Source organism: Desulfogranum marinum (assembly GCF_963675105.2).
GTDB lineage: Bacteria > Desulfobacterota > Desulfobulbia > Desulfobulbales > Desulfobulbaceae > Desulfogranum > Desulfogranum marinum.
Genome location: NZ_CAXXRO010000005.1, coordinates 278,564 through 303,929, shown reverse-complemented (window position 1 = coordinate 303,929; position 25,366 = coordinate 278,564). Strand labels below are relative to the sequence as shown.

The window sequence follows — 25,366 nt, the reverse complement described above, 5'->3', positions numbered from 1 at the left end:
GAAGACTCCAATATTCGCTAAATACCTGTGCATTTTTTTAGCATGCCTGAATCATGGACGAACGCTCTCGTTATTCAAAATACTGTTCACTGATAAAATCTATCTTTACCACTCCTTGGTTGCTGTCCAGCAGCTACAGAAAAGCAATTTTCATACCAAAAAAACTATCAACCTACGAACCCTTCTTTTCAGTGACCAACAGATGTTGCGCCACTCTTCAACACCGACAAGATAGTTCGTACGACAAGGCACCTCCAACATAAAACATGCCCAGGCAGGAGGTTTATCCGCTCTACTCCTACCCGCCGTTTGCACCTATCGCAAACAATCACGCTGCAGGCAATATCATTTGTCTTCATCTTTGCTCCACCAGAACGGATCCTCTTTGAGGCAAACCAACCGTTCACGTCTGTCTCCCGGCAGCTAATTTACCTTATAAACTAGACAACTGTCTCCGTGTTGCTCCACCTTCGTGCTTCCAGTGCGAACATCCATATGTTCTGAAACTCTAAAAAACGTACAATAGAGAACAGGAACAATCACCAGCGTCAATACGGTCGCAAACGTCAGCCCACCCATTATGGTAACCGCCATAGCAGCAAAAAACGCATCCCACAGCAATGGCACCATACCCAAAACAGTGGTAAATGCAGCCATGGAAACAGGCCGAACACGACTCACTGCAGAATCAATGACTGCCTGATATGGATGCTTCCCTGCGGCCAGTTCAATATTTATCTGATCCAACAAAACGATCTCATTCTTCATCAACATCCCGGATAAACTTAAAAAGCCAAGCAAGGCCATAAATCCAAAAGGTTGTTTGAAAATGAGTAAACCAGCAGCAACACCAATCAAGGCCAATGGCAGGCCGAGGAAAATAATAACAGGATGACGTAAGGTATTAAAAAGCATTACCGAAATAAAAAACATCACGGCAAATGCCAGCGGCACCTTGGACATCAATTTCCGATTAGCATCACCGGAACTTTCATACTCTCCCCCCCACTCAAGAACATATCCCTGAGGCAGATCAATGGCCTCAATGTCTGAGCGAAGTTCTCTGAAAAGAGCATCCGCCGTACCTTTTACCTGCTGACACGACACGGTTATGGTCCTCATCCGGTTCCGGCGCTGAATAACCGGATCTTCCCACTGGGTTACACTCCCATTGGCCACCTGATCAATTGGAACAGCCTGACCAGCTACATCACTCCACACCATGACCTCATGCAGGTTGTCAATACCGGAACGTTGTTGCAGGGGCTGCCTGACAATAATCGGCAACAGATCCTCCCCTTCGCGATACAGCCCGGCCGCTGTCCCGGAAAAATTTGCAGCCAACGCAGTTGCTATCTCCGGCCTGGTAACACCAATTTCACGTGAACGTGTTGCAGCCATGTTGACAGAGGCCACTTTCACTTTTTCCGCCCAGTCCGACTGGACAGTATTGGTATTTTCATGTTTCCACATAATAACCTTTGCCTGATCCGCCAGATCACGCAACACTTCAATATCTGACCCGATAAAACGAGCCTCCACAGCCTCACTGCTTGGACCAAGTTTAAAGGCCTCAACCTTGCTCACCGCGTCGGGGAAATGGGTATTGATATACTCTGCCACCTCAGGAATAAGTTGAGCATTTAGCCGGTAGTCCGATACAGAAACAAGGAGTTGCCCATAGCTACTGTTTGGCATTTCCGGTGAATAGGTCAAAATAAAGCGAAGTGCTCCCCCACCAACAAAGGTTGTGACGTCGGAAACCCCCTCCAAAGAGCTCACATAAGCTTCAAGTTTCTTCAACTGGGCTGCTGTTTCCTCTATGTGGGTACCTTCCGGCAGAGTCATGTCGATGGTAAATTGCGGTCGCGGTGAATTAGGGAAAAAATTATGATCCACAAAACCAAAACCGTATATGGCAAGGGCAAGCATGCCGATAACGGCTGAGATCGTCAGCCACCTGAAGGTAATACAAGCCTGTAAAAATGCCCGATAACCACGAAAAAAAACGTTATCATACAAGGCGCCATTATTTTTCGGCTGATCAGGGAGAAAAGTAACACAAAGATAAGGCACAACGGTTATTGCCAGTATCCAACTCAGCATCAACGACAGGCCTATGACCTGAAACAGACTACCCAGGAATTCACCGGTAACATCCTTGGAAAGCGATATAGCGGCAAAGGCAAGAATGGCAATAATCGTCGCCCCCAATAATGGCCATTGGGTTTCAGCAACGGTCTGTATTGCTGCCTCCTTCTTGCCAACCCCCAGCTGATGTTTAATAACAATCCCCTCGGCAACTACAATGGCGTTATCTACCAGCATCCCCAAGGCTATAATCAGAGCTCCCAAAGAGATACGCTGCAGGTTAACTTCAAAAATAAACATGCAAATGAAGGTTGCCAGGATAGTCAGAAGCAGCACTCCCCCTATAATAAAACCTTCACGCACGCCCATAAAAATGACTAGAAGCACTACCACAATCAAAACAGCTTCAAAAAGGTTTAGAACAAACCCATTCACAGCCGTATTGACGGTGTCTGCCTGGTAAGCAATGGTATTGAGTGTCACCCCGACCGGTAACCGCCCTTCCAGTTCAATCAGTTTGTCCTTGACCGCATTACCCATGGTAACGACGTTACCGCCCGATACCGTTGATATTCCCAGTCCTACCGCAGGTAGTCCATCGCGTCGCAGCAGCTGCTGCGGTGGATCGAGATACCCTTTCTCTATAGTTGCCACATCCTTGATCCTGATCATGGTCCCGGAATCCCCGGAACGGATCAATTGCTCACCAATATCAAGCACATCCGCATAGTCGCCGGACACGCGCAGACGCACATCGTGGGGCCCCACCTTAACCTTGCCGGCGTCGGAGACAGTATTTTGCTGACTGATGGTCTGGAATATAGCGGCTGGCGGAATACCGAGTTGAGCAGACTTAACCCGATCTATCTCTACATAAACGACTTCCTCCTGCATTCCCCAGAAATCGATCCGCCCCACATCCTCACAAAGCAGCAGCTCTTTACGCAGGTCTTCTGCAATCTCTTGGAGAGCATGTTGCGAATACCCGTCTCCGGTTATGGCAAAGAAAATGCCATATACATCACCAAAATCATCATTAATGATGGGGGAATAGCTGCCTGGCGGCAACGCACTGGCAGCGTCACCAATTTTTCGCCGCAACTCATCCCACACCTGAGGCAGGGTCTCCTTATCGTATTTATCCTGCACTTCAGCATAAATGATGGAAACCCCGGAGCGAGAAATGGACCGGACTTCTTCCAGCTGTTTCAGCTGCTGAATTGCTGTTTCCAGCGGCTCGGTTATCTCCAACTCCACCTCTTCCGCTGTAGCACCTGGATATAGAGTATATATGACGGTTTCCTTAATGGTAAAATCAGGGTCTTCCAGCCTTCCCAAGCGCTCATAGGAAAGATAGCCCCCAATAAATAGAAAAACGATCAACACAAGAATAACTGCCCTGTTTTCGAGGGCGTAACGCACCAATTTCATCCGTCAAGCCCCTCTTTTCCGTCTGCCACCGGTCGGACCTGCATTTCTTCCAACAAGGTATGCACAGCTGCCGTTGCCACCTGTTCCTTTCCTGAAAGTCCTTGCAGGATAACCACCCCATTATTGGTCAGAGAACCGACAGTGACCTCAGTTTTCTTCGGATTACCGCCACTGGCAGGAATGACCCACACATAGGACTTACCATCATTTCCACCGACAAGAGACTCGACCGGAACGCTGAACCTGGCCGCCACACCGGCCGGCTCCAGGGTGCTCTGCAGACGGACAGTGGCTGTCATCCCAGGTAAAATTTCCAGAGAAGCGGGTGGAGATAAAGTTACAACCACTTCATACGTTCTTAATACCGGATCAGACTGCACGCTGTATTCCCTTATCGTAGCAGGGAACCAAACATCCTGTTCGGCATCAAATTTTACCGCAATGGCATCAAACTGCTCTACACCGCCTTTAGCAATCAGCCTTTCCGGCACTTTGGCCACCACCTCAATCATTGTCAGATCTTTAAATGCAACTACCGGTGTACGCTCTTTGACATGCTCATAATTTTCTACATACCGTTTGGAAACCACTCCATCAAAAGGGGCATAGAGAACCGTATCGGCAAGGGCCTTTCTTTTTAACTTTAAATCCGCACCCGCTACTTCATATGCTGTTTGCGCAGCATCATATTTGGCCTTGGATATGACCTTTCGCATATGAAGGTCCTTGGCTCTTTCATATGCTCTTTGCGCATCATTAAATGATGCAAGCGAGGCATCTAATGCATGCTGAAAATCCCGGGGATCAAGCCGTGCCAAGACATCTCCCTTGTTAATATTTTTCCCTTCGAGCACGTTTAATTCTTCCAGTAGCCCGGCAACGGAGAAACCTATTTCAACCCGCCTTTTGGCTCTGACAGATCCGGGGAAAGTACGACTTTCAACTGCTGACATCAGCTGTACCGATGCTGTCGGCACTGGCCTGGCGGCCTTAAACAGTTCAAGAGGACCTGTCTCTTTCTCAGCCATCATGCTTGAAAGAGAATCCTTCCAGGTAAACGCACCGATGGCAGCTAAAACCACCAGTAACAGCAATACATTGTTCCGTTTCTTCATCACATTATCTCTTGTATAAAATTAATGCCTAACTGTTCAGCAGTGCTTTAAATCTTCAGGCAGAGGCAAATCAAGCTGCAGGATCATTGCCCTGGAAACGGTCTTTGCCGCTTCACGGTAAAAGGCGACATCTGTTATTTTCTCACCTCGAGCCAGCTCAAATATCTGCTCCGTTGCTCCATAAAATACAATTTGGGCATGAAGCATATCCATCCATGTATTTGCCTCTTTGTCATCGGCCCCGGGTTTAATTTTCCGATAAAACTCCCGGGTTTTTTCCATGTCAGGTATAAATAAACGCTCAACTAAAAGCGGCATAGCGGATGAGGGATTAACTATCTCACGGATAAGCAACCGGCGTTCCCACCTTGGTTTGTCCGGCTTAAAAAACTCATGGAAATTTCTAAAGACAGCCGTACGGATAATTTCGGCCTGACCGGCAGGATGTTCCGCAAGGATCGGATTTTCCTCCAGCACTTCCAAAAAACCATTGCAACGTTTCTCGGCCATAGCATGCCTAAAGGCCTCTATGTATAGATTTTCTTTGCTACCAAAATGGTAGTGAATGCTCCCCAGATTAACGCCGGCCTTTTCTGCAATGGCCCTGGTACTGACCCCATCATATCCATGTTCGGCAAAAAGCTCGCCTCCTGCAAGAATAAGCTGCTCTCTCGTTGTTTGTGCCATACTCGCCCTTTACTAATAACATTCGACCTACTTTTAAAAACAAAAGACCAACTTATTAAGTCAAACGACCAAACATGTCAACAATTATTATTTTCACCCCTTTTCCCTATAGTTAGCCGACAGGGAAAGAGTGTGAAAAAAAATATGATTTCAGGAAATTACAAACATCAGGACAGTCCCATCTAGGCGACCACTTTTTCACGGCGAAATAACCGCTTAAAAATATGACCGCAGGCGGGTCGTTGTCTGCATGCTGTGTGGTAAAAAACGGAATACGAGGGGAAATGATACTAGTGATCTAGACTGGGACGCATGCTTTTTTCAGAATGCCACCCTTCAAGAGAGGAAGTTTGGTGCTGAAAAATGCATCACAGGCATCCACCAAAAATCGGTGGATTACCTGTGATAAAAACAACGGCAAAGTAACGCTTTATTTTTTCGGAATTTCCCGAGGGTCCGTCATATTTTCGGGACGAAGCATATCATCAAGTTGCTCCTGGGTGAGTAACCCTTTCTCCAAAACAAGGGAATAGACACTACCGCCTGTTTTAAGTGCTTCCTTGGCAATGGCGGCCGACTGCTCATAACCAATGACCGGCACCAGTGCGGTGACCAGGCCAATACTGTTTTCTACATAGTTTCTACAGACGTCCTCGTTAGCCTCAATACCGGTTACACAACGAGCAGCCAGAGTAACGCAACCGTTTTTCAAAATCATCATCCCGTGGAGCAAATCATAGGCAATGATGGGTTCGGCCATACACAATTCAAGTTCCGATGCTTCTGCGGCCATGGAAACCACCGCGTCGTACCCCATGACCTGGTAACAGATCTGGTTAACCAACTCAGGAATAACAGGATTCACCTTGCCCGGCATGATTGAGGACCCAGGCTGCATAGCCGGCAGATTGATTTCGTTGAGCCCACACCTTGGCCCAGAAGACATCCAGCGCAGATCGTTACAGATCTTTGAGATCTGTACAGCCGCACGCTTTAATGTGGCAGACATGGCCACAAAGGTTCCGGCATTCTGGGTTGCCTCAACCAAATTTTTGGCTCTTCGCAGTTCAAACCCACTGACTTCCGACAATTTTTGGGTGACCATATTGGAATAACCGGGAGGACTGTTGATACCGGTGCCGATAGCAGTGGCACCCATGTTGATATCCAGAAATTCATAGGCTGCCCGCTCAGTTGCCTTGATGGCAGAATCAATCATCACTGCATAGGCACTAAACTCCTGACCAAGTGTCATGGGTACGGCATCCTGATTTTCAGTACGCCCCATCTTTAATACATGGGCAAACTCTTCGGCCTTGTTTTCCAGCGCCTCCTTTAAGCCGGTCATTGCCCGGACCAGGTTCCGGTTGGACAGCAGTACAGCCAATTTAATAGAGGTGGGATAGGCATCATTTGTCGACTGAGAGCAGTTGACATGGTCATTGGGATGCAAATACTGGTACTCCCCTTTGTTGTACCCCATGATTTCCAGACCACGGTTGGCAATAACCTCGTTGGCATTCATATTGGTTGAGGTACCGGCTCCTCCCTGGAACATATCCACTGTAAACTGTTCCCGTAACTTACCGGCAAGCAGTTCATCGCAGGCGGCGCAGATGGCTTTCATCTTGGGTTCGTCAATGGCGCCTAGTTCAAAGTTGGTCAAAGCGGCAGCCTTCTTGACCATGGCCAACCCTTCAACCAGGTGTTCGAAATTACTGACAAACACACCGGAAATGGGAAAATTCTCCATGGCCCGTTGGGTCTGCACACCGTAGTAGACATGATCAGACACCTCCCGCTGCCCGAGAGAATCATGCTCCAGGCGGAAACCGCTCATCACCTGTACATCCTGCTTGTTATGATACAGTTGACTTGATAGAACCCGTAGACGGCGATTTATGCCCACCGCCACCCTGGAAATAATCCGGTAAAACATATCCGGCTTCTGTTCGCGCAGCGCCTCAATCTTTTCCCTTGATATCTGCCATACTTCCGCTCCATTTCTGGTAAAGGCACCATTACTGTGCGAATCGCCTTCCAAAAAAGCCCCTTCACTGAGAAGCGCTCCGGCAATCATGGTTGCAACATGACGCGAAGAACCATGCAGCCCGCGGACAAGCTCAATATCCCCGTCCAAAATTATCCCAGCCCATTTGCGAGGCGTGGACTCCTGAAAAAGCCATTCATTGGGTTTATATACTTTCCGCTCGCCCTCCTTAAAAAACAGAATCAAATCTTCTTCGCTGATACCCGAAGCCTTTGCCGCCTGCCTGATAACACTTTTATCTATCTTCATAGGATGTTCCTTTCGATGGAAATGAGGATTATAAAATGATTCCGCCAAACACAAAGCCCAGGCCTACCGCAAAAACAATCGTTAGCGTACCGGGGAGTAGAAAGGGATGGTCAAAAACATACTTACCGATTCTGGTGGAACCGGTATCATCAAACTCTACTGCGGCCAGCAAAGTTGGATAAGTTGGAAGCACAAACAGGGCACTCACTGCGGCAAAGGATGCGATCGCTGCTACCGGGCTGACACCGAGTGCTAGCGCTGCGGGCATCAATGCCCTGGTGGTTGCAGCCTGTGAGTAAAGAAGCATGGCTGCAAAAAAGAGGACCACTGCCAACAACCAAGGCTTGGATTCAAGAAGCGTGGCCGCAAACACATTAATCTCATCCAAATGTGCAGCAACAAAGGTGGTTCCCAGCCAGGCAACCCCAAGCACACAGATACAGGCGCTCATCCCTGATTTAAAAGTGGAAGCATTAAGAATATTTTTCGCCTCCACTTTGCACAACATGGTAATTAGAGTTGCCGCGGCAAGCATAAAGGTAATGATGGCATGATCGCGGGCAAGGACCGGCTCTTTAATGAGACCAACCGTGGAGCTGATGGCGGTCGCGTAAAAAACCACACAGGCAAGGGCAATACCGAAAATAAGGACCGACCGTTTTGCCTCAGGCGTTATTACCTTTTGCGACTGGGTCTCTGTAACATCCTTGACCAAGCCTTTGGCGACCCTATCCTGATACACAGGGTCATCTTTGAGATCCTTGCCCATGAAATTAGTAAACACTGCGCTAAGCATAACCGCTATAAAACTGGAAGGGATAGCAATCATTAAAAGCTGTACATAGTCGACTCCAACCTTTTCCAGCTCTGCTGAGAAAAAGACGACTGCCGCAGAGATGGGAGAGGCGGTAATAGCAATCTGGGAAGCGACGGTGGCAATAGCCAGTGGTCGGGAGGGGCGGATGCCTTCACGTTTGGCGACCTCGGCAATCACAGGCAGGGTGGAAAAAGCAGTATGTCCGGTACCTGCAAACATGGTCATCACATAGGTGACAACCGGAGCAAGAAAGGTAATGTATTTAGGATTACTTTTGAGCACCTTTTCTGCAATATGGACCAGGTAGTCGAGACCGCCCGCTTCCTGCATAGCGGCAATTGCTGCAATCACTCCCATTATGATGAGAATAACATCGGTCGGAATACTGCCCGGCTCCAACCCAAATACAAATCCAAGAACAAGTACACCAAAGCCGCCGGCAAAGCCGATACCAATACTGCCCAACCGAGCTCCCAGCCAGATAAATAGCAATACAACCAACAGTTCAAGCACCCACATAAATCCTCCTTCCTCTCATGCAGTAAAGCGAAAGCATTTGATTATTCATTGATACATTCCTGTTTAGGGTAATATATAGGTGCCTTTCAGGCCTTTGGCATATCCTCCCACGCTTTCGAGCTTACCTGTCCCTTGAAACGACAAGGTGGACCATTGAAAACCAAGTGTTCCCTTTATCCCTGCCAAATTGCCTGTGCCACCAACAATCTCGCCGGTAACGAGTGTTCCCTCTGCCATTTGTTTAGCCTGGAGTACAATATACACTTGCTGCCCATCAAGGCTTCTCCAGACACACCTGATATCACTTCCGTTTTGGGTGTCACCAAGGCCAATACACTCTGACCAATAATCCGTTTGAGTACCAACACTGTCCTGGAGATGCACAAGACCAGCCAACTTAAAAAGTGCGACCTCCCTGTCTTTGCCGAAAGACAAGCCCTCCTTGGTACCATTAGCACTCCAGGTACCGCTAAAAGAACTTTCAGCTTGCGCTGCGTAGCCTTCAACGATCACAAGCAAAAAGAAAAGGTTGAAACAAATCAAAATCATAGAGCGTTGTATGTGCATCTCCGTCCCCCTGTAAGGTTAGCTACCTAAGAAACCGCGTTGTTCCTTCTTCAACAATCTTTGTTCGCTCATACCTACAAATGCCGTCTTCTCATCCCCAGCTCAAGCCCTGTTACATCTCCCATTATCGTCATTGGATATTTTGAAAAATGTTTTTTCAAAATACCCGCGCAGTGATCAAGGGAAGAAACCCTCCACCAAACGCATATGTTTAATTTTTACCAAACAATCATTGAGGGCTCCTTCACCTGTCCCTCCCATACCCTTATACTGCTCAGAAGATTCGACAAGCTGTACACAGGGAATGGCCCTGAACTTGTAAACACTCTCGGTCAACACCTCCTGCACCTTAATAGTCAGGGTTCTATCTGAGCGATAAAGCTCATATGTGTCCACCCGGCACAACACATCACCCGCATTGACATCATACATTGCATCACCTCAAAAAATAGTCCACCCTGCTATATACCGGCAGCATACAGCGAAACCACAAAAAGACAAAACATATCTAGTAGATATATAACCATATCCTCACTAGTTGCCAAGTAACAAGAGAACGCTCAAAACCACGCAGAGCAAACTAACGAAAACAAACTTTTACTAACGATTGGCCACTACCAATCAATTACCAAAAAATAACAGGACAACAAAAAGAGAGGGGAACTTCAAAAGTACAAAAGGGTGACATGAATAAAAGTCTCATTCATCATCACCCACAGGTGGAACGGGCACCTCTTGTCAAGAGCTCTTATCGGTTAACGTGCCGGCTTTCATTCGGGCCGCAGAGAAACATTCACCGCAAGGAATTACTTATTTTTCACACAATGCAAGCAAAGAAGGTTCATAGTCAACTGGAGCTTCATACCCCAACAAATTACAAAGGGTCGCGGCAACATTAGCCAAACCAGCAGACTCGATCTTGGTCAGAGTGAAACTATTTGCCTGATTATAATCAACAATAACAAAAGGGACTGGATTCTTGGTATGGGCCACCATTGGCAACTGTTCACCGTTTTTTTGGGTCCACATGCAATCGGCATTACCATGGTCGGCAGTTATTACTGCGACCCCGCCTACAGCCTTGACGGCGGCGAGCAATCGCCCCAGACAAAGGTCCACGGTTTCCACCGCTATCCGCACTGCACCTTCAACACCGGTATGACCGACCATATCCCCGTTGGCATAATTAAGACGGATAAACTTATACTTTTCACTCTTTACCGCTTTGATCACTTCGCTGGTAATCTCTTCTGCTTTCATCCAGGGGCGCAGATCAAAGGTAATTTTATCCGATGGGATTTCGACATATGTTTCTAGTTTCTCATCTATATAACCGGATCGGTTCCCATTCCAGAAGAAAGTTACATGACCGAATTTCTGGGTTTCTGAAATAGCATAAGAGGTAATATGGTTATTGCAAAAATACTCACCAAGAGTCTTGTCTATCTCCGGGGGATCCACCAGATAGTTGTTTGGTATTTTCGCATCTCCGTCATACTGCATCATGCCGGCATAATACACATCAGGGTAACGCTGACGATCAAAGGCTGTAAATTCGGGCTCATCAAATGCTCTGGATATTTCAATAGCTCGATCACCGCGGAAGTTAAACAAGATCACTGCGTCTCCATCTTCAATGGTTCCAACAGGATTGCCATCCTCCACGATCACAAAGCTGTCCATGTACTGATCTGTCATGGCAGGGTCTTCACGGTAATAAGTCTCTATTGCTTCCGTAGCCGAAGCAAAATAACGCCCCTGACCGAGCACATGTGCCTTCCAACCCCTTTCAACCACCTGCCAGTCGGCATTATATCGATCCATAGTGGTCACCATCCGTCCACCTCCGGAAGCAATACGATAATCCCGCTCACCTGGTGCGGAAAGCTGCTCTAACTTTTCTTCCAGAGCACCGAAGTATTTTAACCCACTTTTTGGTTCCACATCCCGACCATCGAGCAGACCATGTACTCTGACCTTTTTCAATGCGCTACGGGCACACTCCTCCAATAGAGTAAACAACTGGCCGATGTGGCTATGCACGTTACCGTCGGAAACCATTCCTATCAGATGGAGTGTCCCTCCGTTTTTCGCACGGGCGAGAACCTTGGCCCACGACTTCCCCTGAAAGGCCGCACCGGAACGGAGTGCCTCATTAACCAACTTAGCTCCTTGGGAAAAAATGCGTCCGGCACCCAAGGCATTGTGCCCGACCTCTGAATTACCCATATCGTCATCGCTGGGCAACCCGACTGCCGTACCATGTGCCTTCAAACGGGTTGCCAGCGGGGTTTTCAAAACTGCGTCCAAGACAGGAGTGTAAGCAACATGCACACCATCACTGGCATCCTGAGGACCAAGCCCAACGCCATCAAGAATAATGGTCACGACAGGACCGGCAAACGATTTATACCCGGGCAAAGGTAATAATTGTAATTGACTCATTGGTTATAGGTATCCTTTTCGTTAAGCATTTGTTGGTAAGAGAGGATCAAGCTGTATGCCCAGCAAAAATCAGACAAAAATGCCGGCACCTCCCTACTACTCTCTTTTTGGATTCTAGTCTCTCCCATTTCTTCACCTCAAATTGAGTAAAAGAGCCCCAGGCAGCCCACAAGAATAAAGGTATACATTATGGTGACTCCGATACCGGTTTTCATATAATCTTTTGTTCTGTAACCACCGGGACGCATTATCAAAGCGTTAACTTGATGAGTCGGCAGCACAAATGTATTAGAAGCTGAAAGTCCCACCACCATTGCTGCCACCACCGGATTGGAGCCAATGCCGGCAGCCATATTCATTGCCAACGGTACCATCAGCACGGCAGCGCCAACATTTGAGGCAACCAGCGAAAAGAAGGCAGTGAGCAAAGAAATGACGAACATAAGCAGTAAAGGCCCAGGGGTTCCGATTGAATCCAAGAGCGTGGTCGCTAAATATGCTGCAGCGCCTGTATTTTCAAAGGCTGTACCCAGCGGGATAAGACCGGAGAGAAGAAAAACCGTCCGCCAGTCAACTGCTTCATAGGCTCTGTCGGCAGGGATAATACGGGTCAATATCATTCCCAGTGCCCCCGTGAGAAGAGCGATGGAAAGCTTGACATTGAACACAAGAGCCAAGACAAGGGAAAGGAGAAGAAAAAAGACAGCACATCGAATACGATCCGGTTTTAACTCTTCACCTAGTATTTCCTCAATAAAAACAACATCCATTTTCTGCTGCAGCAAACGAAACTGAGGCCATTTTCCCTGGAGAAGAATGGTATCGCCTTGTCTGAGTTTCGTTATGTTAATCTCCTCCATGATCAGCTCTTCACCCCGAACAATTGCAAGGGGATTGACTTGAAAAAGCTCCCGGAACCGCAGATCTTCCATACTATGATTACTCAGATTGGATTGAGGAATGACGACCCCTTCAACAACCCCGCTTTCTTCTTTTGAATTTTCCTTGGCAAAAATATCGTGTTCATCCTTGACTTTCCACGACAGTTCCCCGGCAGCCTCCCTGATATTGCTATTTGAGCTCATGATCCATAAAGAATCTCCAGGGTCAATACGAGAGTCCCGCATCGGTGCCAGGATCTTCTCACGTCCACCTTGCTTAGCAATACCGATGACTGTTAGATGATAAAGTGGTCGTAATTCCAACTCACCCAAAGTTGCCGAAGAGGCAGTAAACGGAACCTGCACCTCATAGCTGTGGCCAACATCATGGCCGTAAATTTTTTCGAGCCTCTTATCCATGCAATCTTCATCAAGGGAACAGGCATCACTTGGCAGTAGTTTTCGGCCCAAAAAAAGAAAGTAAACGAGTACGCCGATCAGCAGAGCAATCCCGATGGGGGTAACAGAAAGCAATCCCAAAGGAACAAAAGGAGCACCATGAACAGCTTCACTGTTATTGGCCCACCAACCGGCCATCAGGTCATTGAGCATAATCAAAGGGCTTGAGCCGACCAAGGTGAGACACCCCCCTGTAATAGCCGCAAATCCCATGGGCATCAAAATCTTACTTGCCGCTATGTTTAACTCTCGGGAGATGCGCATTGTCGCCGGCAGAAACAGAGCTGCAGCGCCTATATTCTGCATAAAGCTTGATATAACCGATACGGTTGATGAAATAATGAGCATAATCCGTGTTTCACTTCGGCCTGCAACCTTAATAATATAAGCAGCAACACTGTTCATCACCCCGGTTTTATTTAATCCTGCACCTAAAATCATCACTGCTATGATGGAAACAACCGCATTGGAACTGAGCCCGGCAACGGCTTCTTCAGGAGAGACAACACCTGTCAATGGCAGCAGCACCATCATTAACAACCCGACGAGATCAACCCGTAACAAGTCAAAGATAAATAGAATCACAGCCAACCCCAGCAGGCCGAAAACTATCATCATATCAAATGTCATATTTGTAGCCCTCACTCTCCCGTCATGCACTTCGGACAAGAACAGTTCTAATAGTACATAAGGTATCTTGGCGGATACAACCCTGTTATCTTGCTAAGTATCTATTGAAAAAAAGAAAAACTCTCGAAAAGAGATAACGGTCATAATAGACCCATGGCAACCCTTTGTCACCCCTGATTGCACCGGCAAAAAAGAACGTCGGAATTCCCTCATTTTTTTCAAATAGATACTCAACCTGCTCTGCACCTACATTAATTTTTAAGATTGCATAATCCGTATCATTGTATATCTTTAATATGTATCCGTAAAATATCTTTGTAAAAGATTGCTGTTGTACTAAATGCGTAGGTCCTGATTTGAGAGAAGCAGCCGTAGCAACCATCATTAGCACCGACCCTATCCCTCAGGTTTTAGTGCTCAAACGAACGAGTAACCCTCAAGACCCATGGTCAGGCCAGTATGCCTTTCCCGGAGGCCGAAGAGATTCATCAGACAGCTCCCTTCTGGACACTTGTCTCCGGGAGACCTATGAAGAGTGCGGCGTGGAATTAGCATCACATTCTTTTATCAAAAAGTACCCAGTGCGTAAAGCCGGCAACCATCTTGGAATCCCCACCCCGGTAACAACATATCTCTTTGAGCTTACCCATCGCCCCCCCATCAAACTGCAGGAAACAGAAATCAGTGCCCACGAATGGCTGCAACTGGGATATGCGGCTGACGACACCAACATCATCCAACGTCCCATGAGTCCACGTTGTCCGCAGCGACTTTTCCCGTGTCTTCCTGCGTCCAAGGGGCTTGTATGGGGCTTTACCTTTGAAACATTGATGATGGTAATTGCTGATCGCTATTCTGACAGCAGCCCTAGTTACAGCATGCCCAATTCGACCCCCACCAACAATATGTAAAGAACATGGCCCCCCCATACATTCTCTCTCTCTTGGGATTAAGGGCTCACTGTTTCTCAATATTTTCAATATATAGCCCACGTATTTTTTTCAGGTGGCTTTTTCTATGTTGTTTAGCAACCTTCTCCTGTGTTTCAACTGTCTCATCACAAGACATACACATCCGGTTCATAAACGATCGTATAACACTCCATGCCGACCAGACCCCGTTGCGACAGATACTGGCAGAACTCTCAATCCATGGAGTAGACATACAGGCAGACCCCACAATAAACCCAACGGTTTCAGTCCACCTGAAAAACGTCCCCTTCAGCCAAGGACTTCCGGTTCTGCTTCGCTCTGTTAACCATGTGATTACCTGGAAAAAGGATGGAGACCACAATTTTCTCCCACATACAATACAAATATTCGCTCCCGACATGCAGCACCGGATGGAACCTTTCAACAGATCGCATGCTTTCCGTACCATCCGCCATCCCACCACGGGATCGCTTATTCTTGCGGGTGAACTGCTCATTCAAAAAAAAACGCGTGTTTCTGACGCCCTTTTCCAAAAACACATACGCAGCATTGGCGGTCGCATCCTCGGCAAAATTGACGCCACTGGTCTTTGCAGAGTATCATTCCCGCTCGACAGTGACATAGAGGCTCTATTGTCGACGGTAGCAAAGCTTGAATCCGTAGCCTCAACAGAACCTCATTTTGCTTATACCATTCGCCCCTCGCCCTTCTTGGCCGAAGCCTCCCTGCCTGCAAAAGGTGGATCTGCCGCCTTGCCCACTTCGAGCTCCCACTCCATAGCAGTGCTCGACTCAGGGCTTACCCCTGAAGCTCTTTCACTGCCATGGGTCGCTGCCACCTACGATGCAGTACAGCCATACTCACAAATTCAGGACCCATCAGGGCACGGCACCCAGATGGCGCAGCTTGCTTCAGGCGCAGTGTCCCCATTAGGTGTAAGTGCGAACCAGGCCGACCAACTCACCTCACCGGTAATAGCGGTACGAGTCTTTGATCAAAATGGGGTTACCTCTAATTTCAGCATCATCCAGGCCCTTGACTTTGCCATGGCCAACCATGCAAAGGTGGTCAGCATGAGCTGGGGTGGCTCAACAAAAAGCGAGTTTCTTGATCAGGCCCTTCAAACAGCAAACGCCAACGATCTCATTCTGGTGGCCGCCGCGGGCAACGACGCTACAGGTGAATCCATTTACCCTGCCGCCTTTGAAAATGTTATCGGCGTCGGCGCCTTAAAGCCGGATGGAACCCCGTGGGAGTCTTCCAATTTTGGCCCTTTTGTTGAGGTACAGGCTGCTGGTTTTGCACCTTTTGTTCAAAAAGAAGAGAATACCCCCATGCTCTTTGCCGGCACCTCCATTTCCACAGCCTATATTGCCCATACCATTGCATCTTTCCTTGACACCCACCCCGATGCTACTCTTCAGGAAGTGCGTACCATGCTGCAAAAACGTTTTTAATTACTCAAGGCAGTACTTCATACACGGTCAACCACTATTATTCCATTTCATCAGCAGACAACAATGAATAACAATTCATAAACGCCCTCCAAAAAACAATGCTATTTCAACATGTTGCACGGCTCGACAATGAGCGCTTGACTTTTTATCCATTGATTTGTATCAATAACGGCTGGTTGCATATGAAAGGGTATGTGTGGGCTGGAGTTCTTGTGTCTCTTTTTTTTATTTTTAAACACAGGATCTGCAAGGGTGTATCCACTTATCAACCTTTCCGGGCAACCACACCATTGTCTGACTATAAATGGTAATAATGCCTCATCTTGAGGATTTTTGTTTACGTTACGGTAGATCCCGATACGTTTTGGGCTACCAGCTGTTAAGACAACTTTAGTGTAAGGAGAAAAAAATGAAAGCACCAGTACGTGTAGCCGTTACCGGCGCAGCAGGTCAAATCGCATACTCCCTCATCTTCCGCATTGCCAGCGGCAGTATGCTTGGTCCTGATCAGCCTGTTATCCTCCAGCTCTTGGAAATTCCGCCTGCAATGGGCGCACTCAATGGCGTTGTTATGGAACTTAACGACTGTGCATTCCCATTGGTTGCCGGCATTGTAGCCACTGATGATGCAAACGTCGCATTTAAAGATATTGATTTTGGTCTCTTAGTTGGTTCTCGTCCTCGTGGACCAGGAATGGAACGTTCCGACCTGCTGGAAGCCAATGCCCAGATTTTCTCCGCCCAAGGTAAAGCACTTAACGATAACGCCAAGCCTGACGTAAAAATACTGGTTGTTGGTAACCCTGCAAACACCAACGCCCTTATCACACTGAAAAATGCACCGGATCTCAATCCACGCAACATCACAGCTATGATGCGTCTGGATCACAACCGTGCCAAATCTCAGCTTGCTGAAAAAACAGGTGCTCACGCCAACGACATTGAGCAAATGGTTGTTTGGGGTAATCACTCTGCAACCCAGTATCCAGATATCAGCTATGCCACCGTTAAAGGCGAAGCTGCAAAAGGTTTGGTCGACGACGCATGGAACGTGGACAACTTTATCCCTGTTGTCCAGCAACGCGGTGCCGCTATCATCAAAGCCCGGGGCGCTTCCAGTGCGGCATCTGCAGCTTCTGCGGCAGTAGACCATATGAGAGACTGGGCTTTGGGTAGCGAAGGCAAATGGGTCAGCATGGGTGTATACAGTGCCGGCAACCCTTACGGCATTGATGAAGATATCATCTACGCCTTCCCTATCACCACTGAAAACGGTGAATGGAAAATCGTTGAAGGTCTTGAAGTTAGTGACTTCAGCCGTAAAAGTATGCAGGAAACTCAAGACGAACTGACAGGCGAAAGAGACGCTATCAAGCATCTGCTGTAAGTTTTAAATCACTCGTTAGTCAAAAGGGGGTACCTACAGGGCACCCCCTTTTTTTATTCCCTCTTTCTCCTCAATCAGTGTACCATCAATAGAATTCTTTACGGTCACGCATCTATCTCCCCAGAGATGTGCTATACTCTCTCACAAAACGTTCACATGAGAGGACTATCCGGGTGTCAGACAACATTGCTCTAATTAAGAAAAAAATAGCAGCAGGCCACATTGTCGAGGCCGGCACCCTGCTTAAACTGCACCCTGACACCATTACGGGTGAACAACGCACCGCATTGCAGCAAGCCATTGCAGAGGTGAAGGCTGCGGCAGATGCGTTGATGGACCAGGCCAATGCTGAAGAAAAAAAAGGAAATGTAGAGGAAGGTATACGGTTGCTTCATCAGGCTGAAAAAATTGCAACTGATCTGCCCGACCTGGGCACAATGCTCACCCGAATGCATGACACGGTTGCTCTCACCCGGGCCTTAAAAAACAGATCACTCCGCCGGACACAGCCACTCCCGCCAGCTAAACCAGCTCGCCCTACGGCACGAACACTCAAGATCGCCTGCCTATTGACCACTCTGCTGGGCATCTCTGCATGGCTTATCGGCAACTCGCCCTTTTCACCTTTACGACAACCTGAAGTAATTCCCCCAAAAAAAACGGCTACGAACCTACTCAAAAAAATACAGGTTGCCACCTCATCACCACCCCAATTAGAGGTTACAAACATCCAACGGCCATCTGTAAAACCACCGGCTGACGAGACAGCCAAGAGCCCCGGCTCAGTATCCCAGATAAAAGAAGCGCCAATCCCTGCTGCCGTTATAAGTACCAAATCCAGCACCACAACTACAATAAACGGACAACAGAGTTTGCCCCTGCAAAAGCCCGTCTCCGTTCCGCGGCAGCAGGTAGGCCTCCTTCCGCCACCGTCAACCAGCCTGCCTGATAAAAAAACAGCCAACACTCCCCCGCAAGCACGAGGCACGGCCGGAACATACGTCATTCAGCCCGGAGACACACTCAGCTCCATTGCCAATCGTCTTTTCTGCAACGAAAAAGAAAGGGAAAAGCTGTACAGGATGAACAAGGACCGGCTGGCTGCCCCCAGCTCCATTTACCCTGGCGTCGAGCTCAAACTGGAGACCGAAACCATAACCATTGTTAATCTTTGTAATCGCTAAAGGCGTCTAAAATGGCGGCGCAGAAAAAAAGCAAAGTACTCGATCTGTTTCCGGATGGACAAACTGCAACCCTGTTGCATGGAGCAGCATCTGGTCTCCTCGGTGGCCATCACCGTATAAGCTGTCACCTACAATGGGATGTCCAAGGCCTTTAGAATGACTGGAATGTAACCGGAGTTGATGGGTCCGCCCTGTCGCGGGGAAAAATTCAATCTTTGTCCGCTGCTGAAAACGTTGCAGAACTCTCCATTTGGTCACTCCCAGCTTTCCGCATTCAGGATCATAGACCTGGTGTGGCCGGTTATCCGGATCTAGCCTGAAAGCCAGTTCTATTCTCCCTGCTTCTGCATCCACCAGACCATCGACAACAGCAACATATCGTTTGATCACGGTACGGTTTTCAAACTGCAGCGAAAGATGCCGGTGCGCCGTACGCGTCAGTCCTAGCACCATGAGCCCCGAGGTTGCCATATCCAATCGGTGCACTGCCGGCTGTGTTATACATTCCGATACCTTCTTTTGCAGACGGGTGACAACACAGTCTTGTTTATCCGCACCTCGTCCGGGAACAGCGAGCATACCGCCAGGTTTGTTCACCACGGCAAATGATGGTTCCAGGTACAAAATTTCTAGATTTTGCTGACTACACATCGCTTTCTAACCCGCAGAGAAAAAAGCCAAGAATAGGTTCGCACTTTGTTGCACAGGAGGGATAAAAAAATCCGTGTTGTCGTGAGCGAGACGCATTTTCTTTACCCCAGTAAAATTCAGCCAGCCCCACAGGCACGATCTTATGCAGGGCCGCATGTTGCAGGAGTTTCGGCGCACAGCAATCACCTGTACCGGTAGGTGGGCCATTTTCACCATTAAAAATGTCAGTTAACAATTCGCCGGCACCCCGAAAATTAGTCACCCTGTACAAGCCATGAATCTGCTGCATCAATTGCCGAGACAACCGCCGCCTTTTTTGTACGAGTTCTTTGCGCCGATCAGATTGAGGCGAAAGACGGCGGATCTCCCGAGTCAGCCTTTTCACCTCCCGCTCACCGTCCTCGGTCACATTAACAAAGGCCGCAGGGTCAAACACAGGTTCTACCCAGTCAGCCACAGACCAAAGACCATTGTATTGACCGGAAAAAGCATAAAAGATCTTTTCCCTACCCAGTTCATCTCTCCCTACAAGAGCACCAAACATCTTTCCCCTTGCCTCTCCAAACAAATAGTCTGTACGGCACAGTGGATTACTCTGATGGGGAGGGACCTGAAAATCTATGCGTTGATGTACCCTCAGGTTGGTCATCAGGTCCAGGCAGGCTTGTCTCGCAGGTCCTGCCTCCAGGCGATGGTCCTTTTGGCAGTGACGACAATAGCCGCCAATCGTTATTCCCCAAGATGGAGGCACGTTTTCTTCCGTTGAGCTTTGCCTGTCTTTGTTCACTTCCATTACACGATTCAACTGGAGTCTATTTTCGGAAAAACCAGATCAAAACAGAGATGATCACGCTAAACAACAGGCAGGTCGTCACCGGAAAATAAAACCGAAAATTTTCGCGAACAATGATGATATCGCCCGGAAAACGACCAAAAGGAATTTGCTTTATCCACGGCCAGCAGGCGCCAATACAGATGCAGATCACACCTACCCAGATCAATGCCTTATTCATGAACTCATGCCACTTCTTCTTGATTTTTTCGATCCTGACTCAGGATAACCCCACAAAACACCAACACACAGGCCCAAAACTGCCAAAAGGTAAAATGTTCCCCTAAAATCACAAACCCAAGGATAACAGTAAAAACGGGAATAAGATTAATAAAGACTGAAGCCTGATTTGCTGGTATGCGACTAATACCGAAATTATACAGACCATAGGCTCCGACACTGACAAAAACACCTAGATAGAGAATAATCGACACCCCGCTGAGCGATATTGCCTGTGGGACATGCACCTGGGGAAGCAGCAGTACCGGCAAAAAAAACAGGGCTCCCAAAACACATTGCACTGCTGTTAAAAAAAAGGGTGAAAGATCTCTGCTTAAATATTTCATCTGAATAATGTATCCTGTGGCACAAACCATGGCCAGGAATTCTAAAAAATTTCCCAGGACCGGGTTGGGAGCCTGCTGGGTACGTTCTCCAGCCAAAGTGAGCCACAAGGCCCCTGCAGCTGCGAGGATAAAACCAATCACGGTTTTTCGTGAAATATGCTCTCCCAAAATTGCACCAGCAGCAATCGCCACCAGCAGCGGCAACATGGTTGTAATCATTGATGCCTGAGATGCGCTGGTCTGCTGCAGAGCGGCTGCTTCAAAAAGAAAATACAGACAGGGTTCGCAGAGGCCCATTCCCAGCATGGGCAACAGATGTTTTTTTCTGATTGGCGCCTTGACAAAGTGCCGGATAAAAGGAAGAAAGCACAGTGAAGCGACCACAAGACGACCCAATACAACAAGCAAGGGATCAAGTTCAAAAAAAGCGTACTTCATGGCAACAAAAGAGCTTCCCCACAACACCATGGCCACCAACATTGCCAATGTCGGCAGCAAACTCCCCTGGTAAGAGACTACCTGATTTATATGTCCTTTATGTTCCACATCCATAACTTCTCTCGCAAACAGCTTATTGCTCTTTTATTCCTCTCCATTGCGCTCTTTGCAATGCTGGAGGGCAGCACCGCGACAACAGCACACGGAGCCCCCCTTGACTTACAGCATGCGAGTTGGCGACAGACCGTCAGTCTATACCAGAGAAATGACTGCCTTACCAGTGAGCAAGTGGCCTATGGCAAAGAAATTATCAAAGGACTCAGTTATAATAGCCAGCGCGTTTTGCGTATCTTTTGCAGCCTCCCTGCTCTCGGCTTTGCCCAATACCAAAACATCTGGTCACTGCTCATTAACCACCCTCTCACCTTTGAACAGGTGCGCATTTTTGAGCAATGGAGTGAGCTTACCGGTACTGATTACGACCTCTCACTTAAGGCAGTGCCGGCAATCAGTGCTCTCTCTTATGCAGCGGGCAAAACCTTCGTTGCCTTTTTCGAGCTTCCTGATACGACTCCCGGCTTTGCTCTGGAGTTAATCCCTCTGCTCAACAAGCTGCCTGCTCCAACCCACCAGGCACTGCAAGCTATGCTGGCAGTCAAGGGCATGACTGCCAAGAACATCACCACGGTTTTACTGACCATACACAGACTCAGTGAAAGCCAAGCCATGGCACTCAAGGCTTATGCTCAGCTTGAAGACCTGGATACGACAACCCTTTTTGAAGGACTTTCACTCATCTCCCGACTTCGCAAGGAAGATGCCTGGAATGCTCATTTTCTTTTTATCACCACCCAACCACCCAGCAAAGAAGCCTGGGACTGGCTGGTTATGTTTTTTGCCCTGCCGCCGGACATCCAGGAAACCCAGGTCGCCACCTTTAACAAAGGGCAGAAGAAACAACTCCTCCAAGGCATGCAGGCAGGCGCCCAAACCCTGATATGGGAAATAAACGATCTCCACGCCCTGACAGATCGATTTGGCATGGAACTTTCTTCAAGTGTTCTCCGCAAGATGCCCACCAAAGAACTCCGACGATATTTCCACCACCTTTCACCGGTCATCAAAGTCCGCTATGGCAACCAATTTACCTCCGCAATCACATCCCGGCAGCAAGGCACAGCAATCAATATCCTGCGTGAGGCAACCTCTGCCAACAGATCGTACATCGCATCCAGCCTGACATCGATCAACATCTACGCACTCCTTAGCCAGGGAAGCGAATTATATGATTCTTCCTTCCGGAATATTCTGGTACCAGTCCTGCAAAGGCGCCTGCGAGATAACTTTTCAGACAATCTCCTCCTTTTCTTTGAAGCCGTTGACCCAACACATTTCCTGGTAGCACAGTTCATTACCAGTTGTGCCCAAAAAGGTAAATTGGCCTCATTTTTCCCAAAAAACAGTCAACAGCAACAACAGGTGCTGGACCTGGTGGCCAAATCCGCTTTTCGTGATCCCGCTTCACTGCTTGTCTTCACAGCTACAATGCAGCCGCTTTTTAAAATCCTTAAAACAGAGGCCCGTTCTTATTTTGTACAAAAGATGATCACGGCTGCAGAAGAAACCAACTCAGAGGTAGCAAGACTACTGATCGCAGCCCTGCAATATTACCAACAACATCAGCAGGAATTTCTTACTCGAGAAGACCAGGAAAAATTGAGCTTGCTTGAGCAAAAGCATGGTCGGCTCTCCTTTGCCCAGTTCCTGCAGACTCCTTTTGCAGAATGGAAGCAGGACAACCAATTAGTGTCGTTGTCTCTTTTCCATCCCGATGACGACGGACGTCAATCGTTTTATTCCTTTGCACGCTATCTGCGGCAAAAGGGTTACGTATTGGAACCGGCTCCGGCCTATTCAGCGGTTGCAATTTCGCCCTTACAGCGGCAAGAAATCAATACCCTTTCTCCTCAAGATGAAAACATAGGGTCCCTAGGACTACCAAAACTTTTCCGACTGATGGAAACAGAAAAAGCCAGCGTGGCATTTACTCGCACCCTCAACCACATAACCATACGCCACGTACTCTCTGTATATGCAACCCAGGAAGAACAACAAGACAAGCTCCTCAACTTTTTCACAAGTGGTCATGAAATGCTTATCCAGCGAGGGCATAGCTACTGGCGCAAAGAACAAATAACCGATCCAATGACCTCCCTTATCGACCAAAATATGCTCACTCAAAAAATGCTTAAAAACAAGCAACGTTTTTTAAGTATTGGCTCCTGCGGCGGAGTGAAGGTATACTCTCACCTTAATCAACTTTTTGCGGGATCAGTTGATATTTTGGCAACCATCGGCACGGGTCTGGCTGAAATAAACACTCCTTACAACACCTTTTTATTTGAATTTGTCGCCACCCACGGAGAGGCAGCCACCTGGGATAAGGTTACCAATGCCTCTACGCCATTTTTCCAGTCCGGCCGTGGCCAGGACTACTTGCAACCAGGATCACTGCCGGCTATCCTTCATAAAATGTTTATCAACCAGCCTGCTACCCTTCTCCCCCCGAAAAAGAGCTAACCTGTATGCCTGTCTACACTCGCGAAACACTCCCCAAGTTACTGGAACAAACCGTCAACAATGCAGCCCAGGTCTACCTCTTTTTTGGTGAACGATATTTATGCAGGGATGCTGTTGAAAAAATTGAAAAACAGCTCCTCCAGCTCCCGGGTACAGTTCACCCAGTTGACGGTGAGCATGAGGACACGGCAACCCTGGTGTACAAACTGCGCAGCTTCAGCCTTCTTCCCGGTCGCCAAATCTTTAAAGTCATTGACACTCGGCTCTTTTTTTCAAAAACTGTTGCGAAAAACATATGGAAAAAAGTTATCAAGGCCCATGAGGCAAAGAAACCAGGACAAGTGACTCGATCACTTAGTGCTTTCCTCAGTGCAGGCGGAATAAAAGCGGATATTTCTGAACATGACCTCAGCCAACTGACCCCCCAGCAGTGGCAGCATGCTTTTGGTTTCGCCAAACCTGATGAAGATCTCTCCTGGACAGTTGAACCGTTGCTGACACTACGCTCACAACCCGACAAGCAGGTCAAAAACGCTGCCGACTCTGCGGAAATACTCATAGCATGTCTTGAAGAAAACATCCCCGCAAACAACATCCTGATCCTAATTGCCGAAGCAGTCGATAAAAGGAAAAAACTGTTCAAATATTTCAAAGAGCACCATGTCGTGGTCGATCTCGGCGTTGAGGCAGGTTCTTCTGCCAAGGCGCAAAAGCAGCAAAAAAGTGTGCTTCTAGCTCTCATCCAACAGACTCTGACCGAGATGAATAAAACCATTGTTCCTGCTGTCGCTGATCGGTTGATAGAAAGAGTCGGCTTCCATCCGGTTGCGGTTGTCATGGAACTTAGAAAAGTTATGCTCTATATCGGAGAGCGTCAAAAAATAACCCAAGAAGACCTCGACGCTGTGGTCGGCAGGACCCGCCAGGAAGCACTTTTTGAATTGACCACCGCCTTAACGGCTAAAAATCTCAGGCAAGTTCTACTCATTGCCGACAGGCTGCAGGCAAATGGGCTCCATCCCCTTGCGCTTATAGCAGCATTGAGGAATACGACCCGCTCTCTTTTATTATTTCGCTCGCTCCAGGAACAACCCCACTTCGGCTACACACCTTCCATGTCTGCCAGCGCTTTTCAGAATCAGTGCCTTCCGCTACTAAAAGAGAATTCCGCCTGGAAAAAAGAACTCAGCGGCCACCCATATGCACTGTATATGCAATTTAAAACGGCGGCCAACCATCCATTGCAGCAACTGCAGCAGTGGATGCGCCTCCTGTTACAAACAGAAATGCGGCTCAAAGGTTCTCCTGTGACTCCGCAAATAATCCTTCAGCATCTTTTTTTCAGCATGCTCGCTCAGCAGCAATGACATTGCCGCCCTCCGAAATGAAAGGAAACTT

Annotated in this window: 19 protein-coding genes; 6 read left to right on the top strand and 13 right to left on the bottom strand. The window is 48.0% G+C overall.

Annotation, left to right across the window (positions count from 1 at the left end):
- Window positions 1-423: 423 nt before the first annotated feature.
- From ACHZCY_RS21860 to ACHZCY_RS21820, 9 genes are all read right to left on the bottom strand, one after another.
- On the bottom strand, window positions 424-3,522 hold the full coding sequence (locus ACHZCY_RS21860; protein ID WP_319550405.1) for an efflux RND transporter permease subunit: 3,099 nt from the start codon (window positions 3,520-3,522) through the stop codon (window positions 424-426).
- Window positions 3,519-4,637: an efflux RND transporter periplasmic adaptor subunit gene (locus tag ACHZCY_RS21855; RefSeq protein ID WP_205221192.1), complete on the bottom strand. Its 1,119-nt coding sequence runs from the start codon at window positions 4,635-4,637 to the stop codon at window positions 3,519-3,521. Before ACHZCY_RS21855 ends, ACHZCY_RS21860 begins: the two co-directional genes overlap by 4 nt.
- A gap of 36 nt (window positions 4,638-4,673) precedes the next feature.
- Window positions 4,674-5,324: a TetR/AcrR family transcriptional regulator gene (locus ACHZCY_RS21850; RefSeq protein ID WP_205221193.1), complete on the bottom strand. Its 651-nt coding sequence runs from the start codon at window positions 5,322-5,324 to the stop codon at window positions 4,674-4,676.
- A gap of 430 nt (window positions 5,325-5,754) precedes the next feature.
- Window positions 5,755-7,623 (bottom strand): aspartate ammonia-lyase, encoded by a 1,869-nt coding sequence (aspA, locus tag ACHZCY_RS21845; RefSeq protein WP_319550404.1) that lies wholly within the window; start codon window positions 7,621-7,623, stop codon window positions 5,755-5,757.
- 28 nt (window positions 7,624-7,651) lie between these two features.
- Window positions 7,652-8,959: an anaerobic C4-dicarboxylate transporter gene (locus tag ACHZCY_RS21840; RefSeq protein WP_205221195.1), complete on the bottom strand. Its 1,308-nt coding sequence runs from the start codon at window positions 8,957-8,959 to the stop codon at window positions 7,652-7,654.
- Window positions 8,960-9,022: 63 nt separating this feature from the next.
- Complete coding sequence (locus ACHZCY_RS21835; protein WP_319550403.1) at window positions 9,023-9,526, bottom strand: hypothetical protein; 504 nt, start codon at window positions 9,524-9,526, stop codon at window positions 9,023-9,025.
- A 177-nt stretch (window positions 9,527-9,703) separates the two neighbouring features.
- Window positions 9,704-9,958: a hypothetical protein gene (locus ACHZCY_RS21830; RefSeq protein ID WP_319550402.1), complete on the bottom strand. Its 255-nt coding sequence runs from the start codon at window positions 9,956-9,958 to the stop codon at window positions 9,704-9,706.
- Between the two features lie 378 nt (window positions 9,959-10,336).
- Window positions 10,337-11,971, bottom strand: a complete 1,635-nt coding sequence (gpmI, locus tag ACHZCY_RS21825) for a 2,3-bisphosphoglycerate-independent phosphoglycerate mutase (RefSeq protein WP_319550401.1) — start codon at window positions 11,969-11,971, stop codon at window positions 10,337-10,339.
- Between the two features lie 137 nt (window positions 11,972-12,108).
- The gene (locus tag ACHZCY_RS21820; protein ID WP_319550400.1) at window positions 12,109-13,941 is read right to left on the bottom strand and encodes an SLC13 family permease; all 1,833 of its coding nucleotides are present in this window, start codon (window positions 13,939-13,941) and stop codon (window positions 12,109-12,111) included.
- A gap of 356 nt (window positions 13,942-14,297) precedes the next feature.
- On the opposite strand from ACHZCY_RS21820, the gene ACHZCY_RS21815 reads away from it, so the two are divergent.
- From ACHZCY_RS21815 to ACHZCY_RS21800, 4 genes are all read left to right on the top strand, one after another.
- A complete protein-coding gene (locus tag ACHZCY_RS21815) occupies window positions 14,298-14,852 on the top strand; it encodes an NUDIX hydrolase (RefSeq protein WP_319550399.1) in 555 nt (184 codons plus the stop codon).
- 209 nt (window positions 14,853-15,061) lie between these two features.
- Window positions 15,062-16,330, top strand: coding sequence for a S8 family peptidase (locus tag ACHZCY_RS21810; protein WP_319550398.1), 1,269 nt, complete (start codon window positions 15,062-15,064; stop codon window positions 16,328-16,330).
- A gap of 409 nt (window positions 16,331-16,739) precedes the next feature.
- Window positions 16,740-17,717 (top strand): malate dehydrogenase, encoded by a 978-nt coding sequence (locus tag ACHZCY_RS21805; protein ID WP_205221201.1) that lies wholly within the window; start codon window positions 16,740-16,742, stop codon window positions 17,715-17,717.
- A gap of 173 nt (window positions 17,718-17,890) precedes the next feature.
- Window positions 17,891-18,901, top strand: a complete 1,011-nt coding sequence (locus ACHZCY_RS21800) for a LysM domain-containing protein (protein ID WP_319550397.1) — start codon at window positions 17,891-17,893, stop codon at window positions 18,899-18,901.
- A gap of 6 nt (window positions 18,902-18,907) precedes the next feature.
- Here ACHZCY_RS21800 and ACHZCY_RS21795 read toward each other — a convergent pair whose 3' ends face one another.
- From ACHZCY_RS21795 to ACHZCY_RS21780, 4 genes are read right to left on the bottom strand one after another with little or no spacing between them, the layout of a single operon-like run.
- Window positions 18,908-19,552, bottom strand: a complete 645-nt coding sequence (locus ACHZCY_RS21795; protein WP_205221203.1) for an RluA family pseudouridine synthase — start codon at window positions 19,550-19,552, stop codon at window positions 18,908-18,910.
- Window positions 19,545-20,345, bottom strand: a complete 801-nt coding sequence (locus ACHZCY_RS21790; protein WP_319550396.1) for a hypothetical protein — start codon at window positions 20,343-20,345, stop codon at window positions 19,545-19,547. The genes ACHZCY_RS21795 and ACHZCY_RS21790 overlap by 8 nt, the downstream gene beginning before the upstream one ends.
- A gap of 19 nt (window positions 20,346-20,364) precedes the next feature.
- Window positions 20,365-20,565 carry a DUF2905 domain-containing protein gene (locus ACHZCY_RS21785; RefSeq protein ID WP_205221205.1) on the bottom strand — a complete coding sequence of 67 codons (201 nt, stop codon included), beginning with the start codon at window positions 20,563-20,565 and terminating at the stop codon, window positions 20,365-20,367.
- A gap of 4 nt (window positions 20,566-20,569) precedes the next feature.
- Entirely contained in the window at window positions 20,570-21,502 is a 933-nt protein-coding gene (locus ACHZCY_RS21780) for a DMT family transporter (protein ID WP_319550395.1), read from the bottom strand.
- Here ACHZCY_RS21780 and ACHZCY_RS21775 point away from each other — a divergent pair.
- Window positions 21,479-23,968, top strand: coding sequence for a hypothetical protein (locus tag ACHZCY_RS21775; RefSeq protein WP_319550394.1), 2,490 nt, complete (start codon window positions 21,479-21,481; stop codon window positions 23,966-23,968). The genes ACHZCY_RS21780 and ACHZCY_RS21775 overlap by 24 nt on opposite strands.
- 5 nt (window positions 23,969-23,973) lie before the next feature.
- On the top strand, window positions 23,974-25,335 hold the full coding sequence (gene holA / locus ACHZCY_RS21770) for a DNA polymerase III subunit delta (RefSeq protein ID WP_319550393.1): 1,362 nt from the start codon (window positions 23,974-23,976) through the stop codon (window positions 25,333-25,335).
- Window positions 25,336-25,366 lie beyond the last annotated feature (31 nt).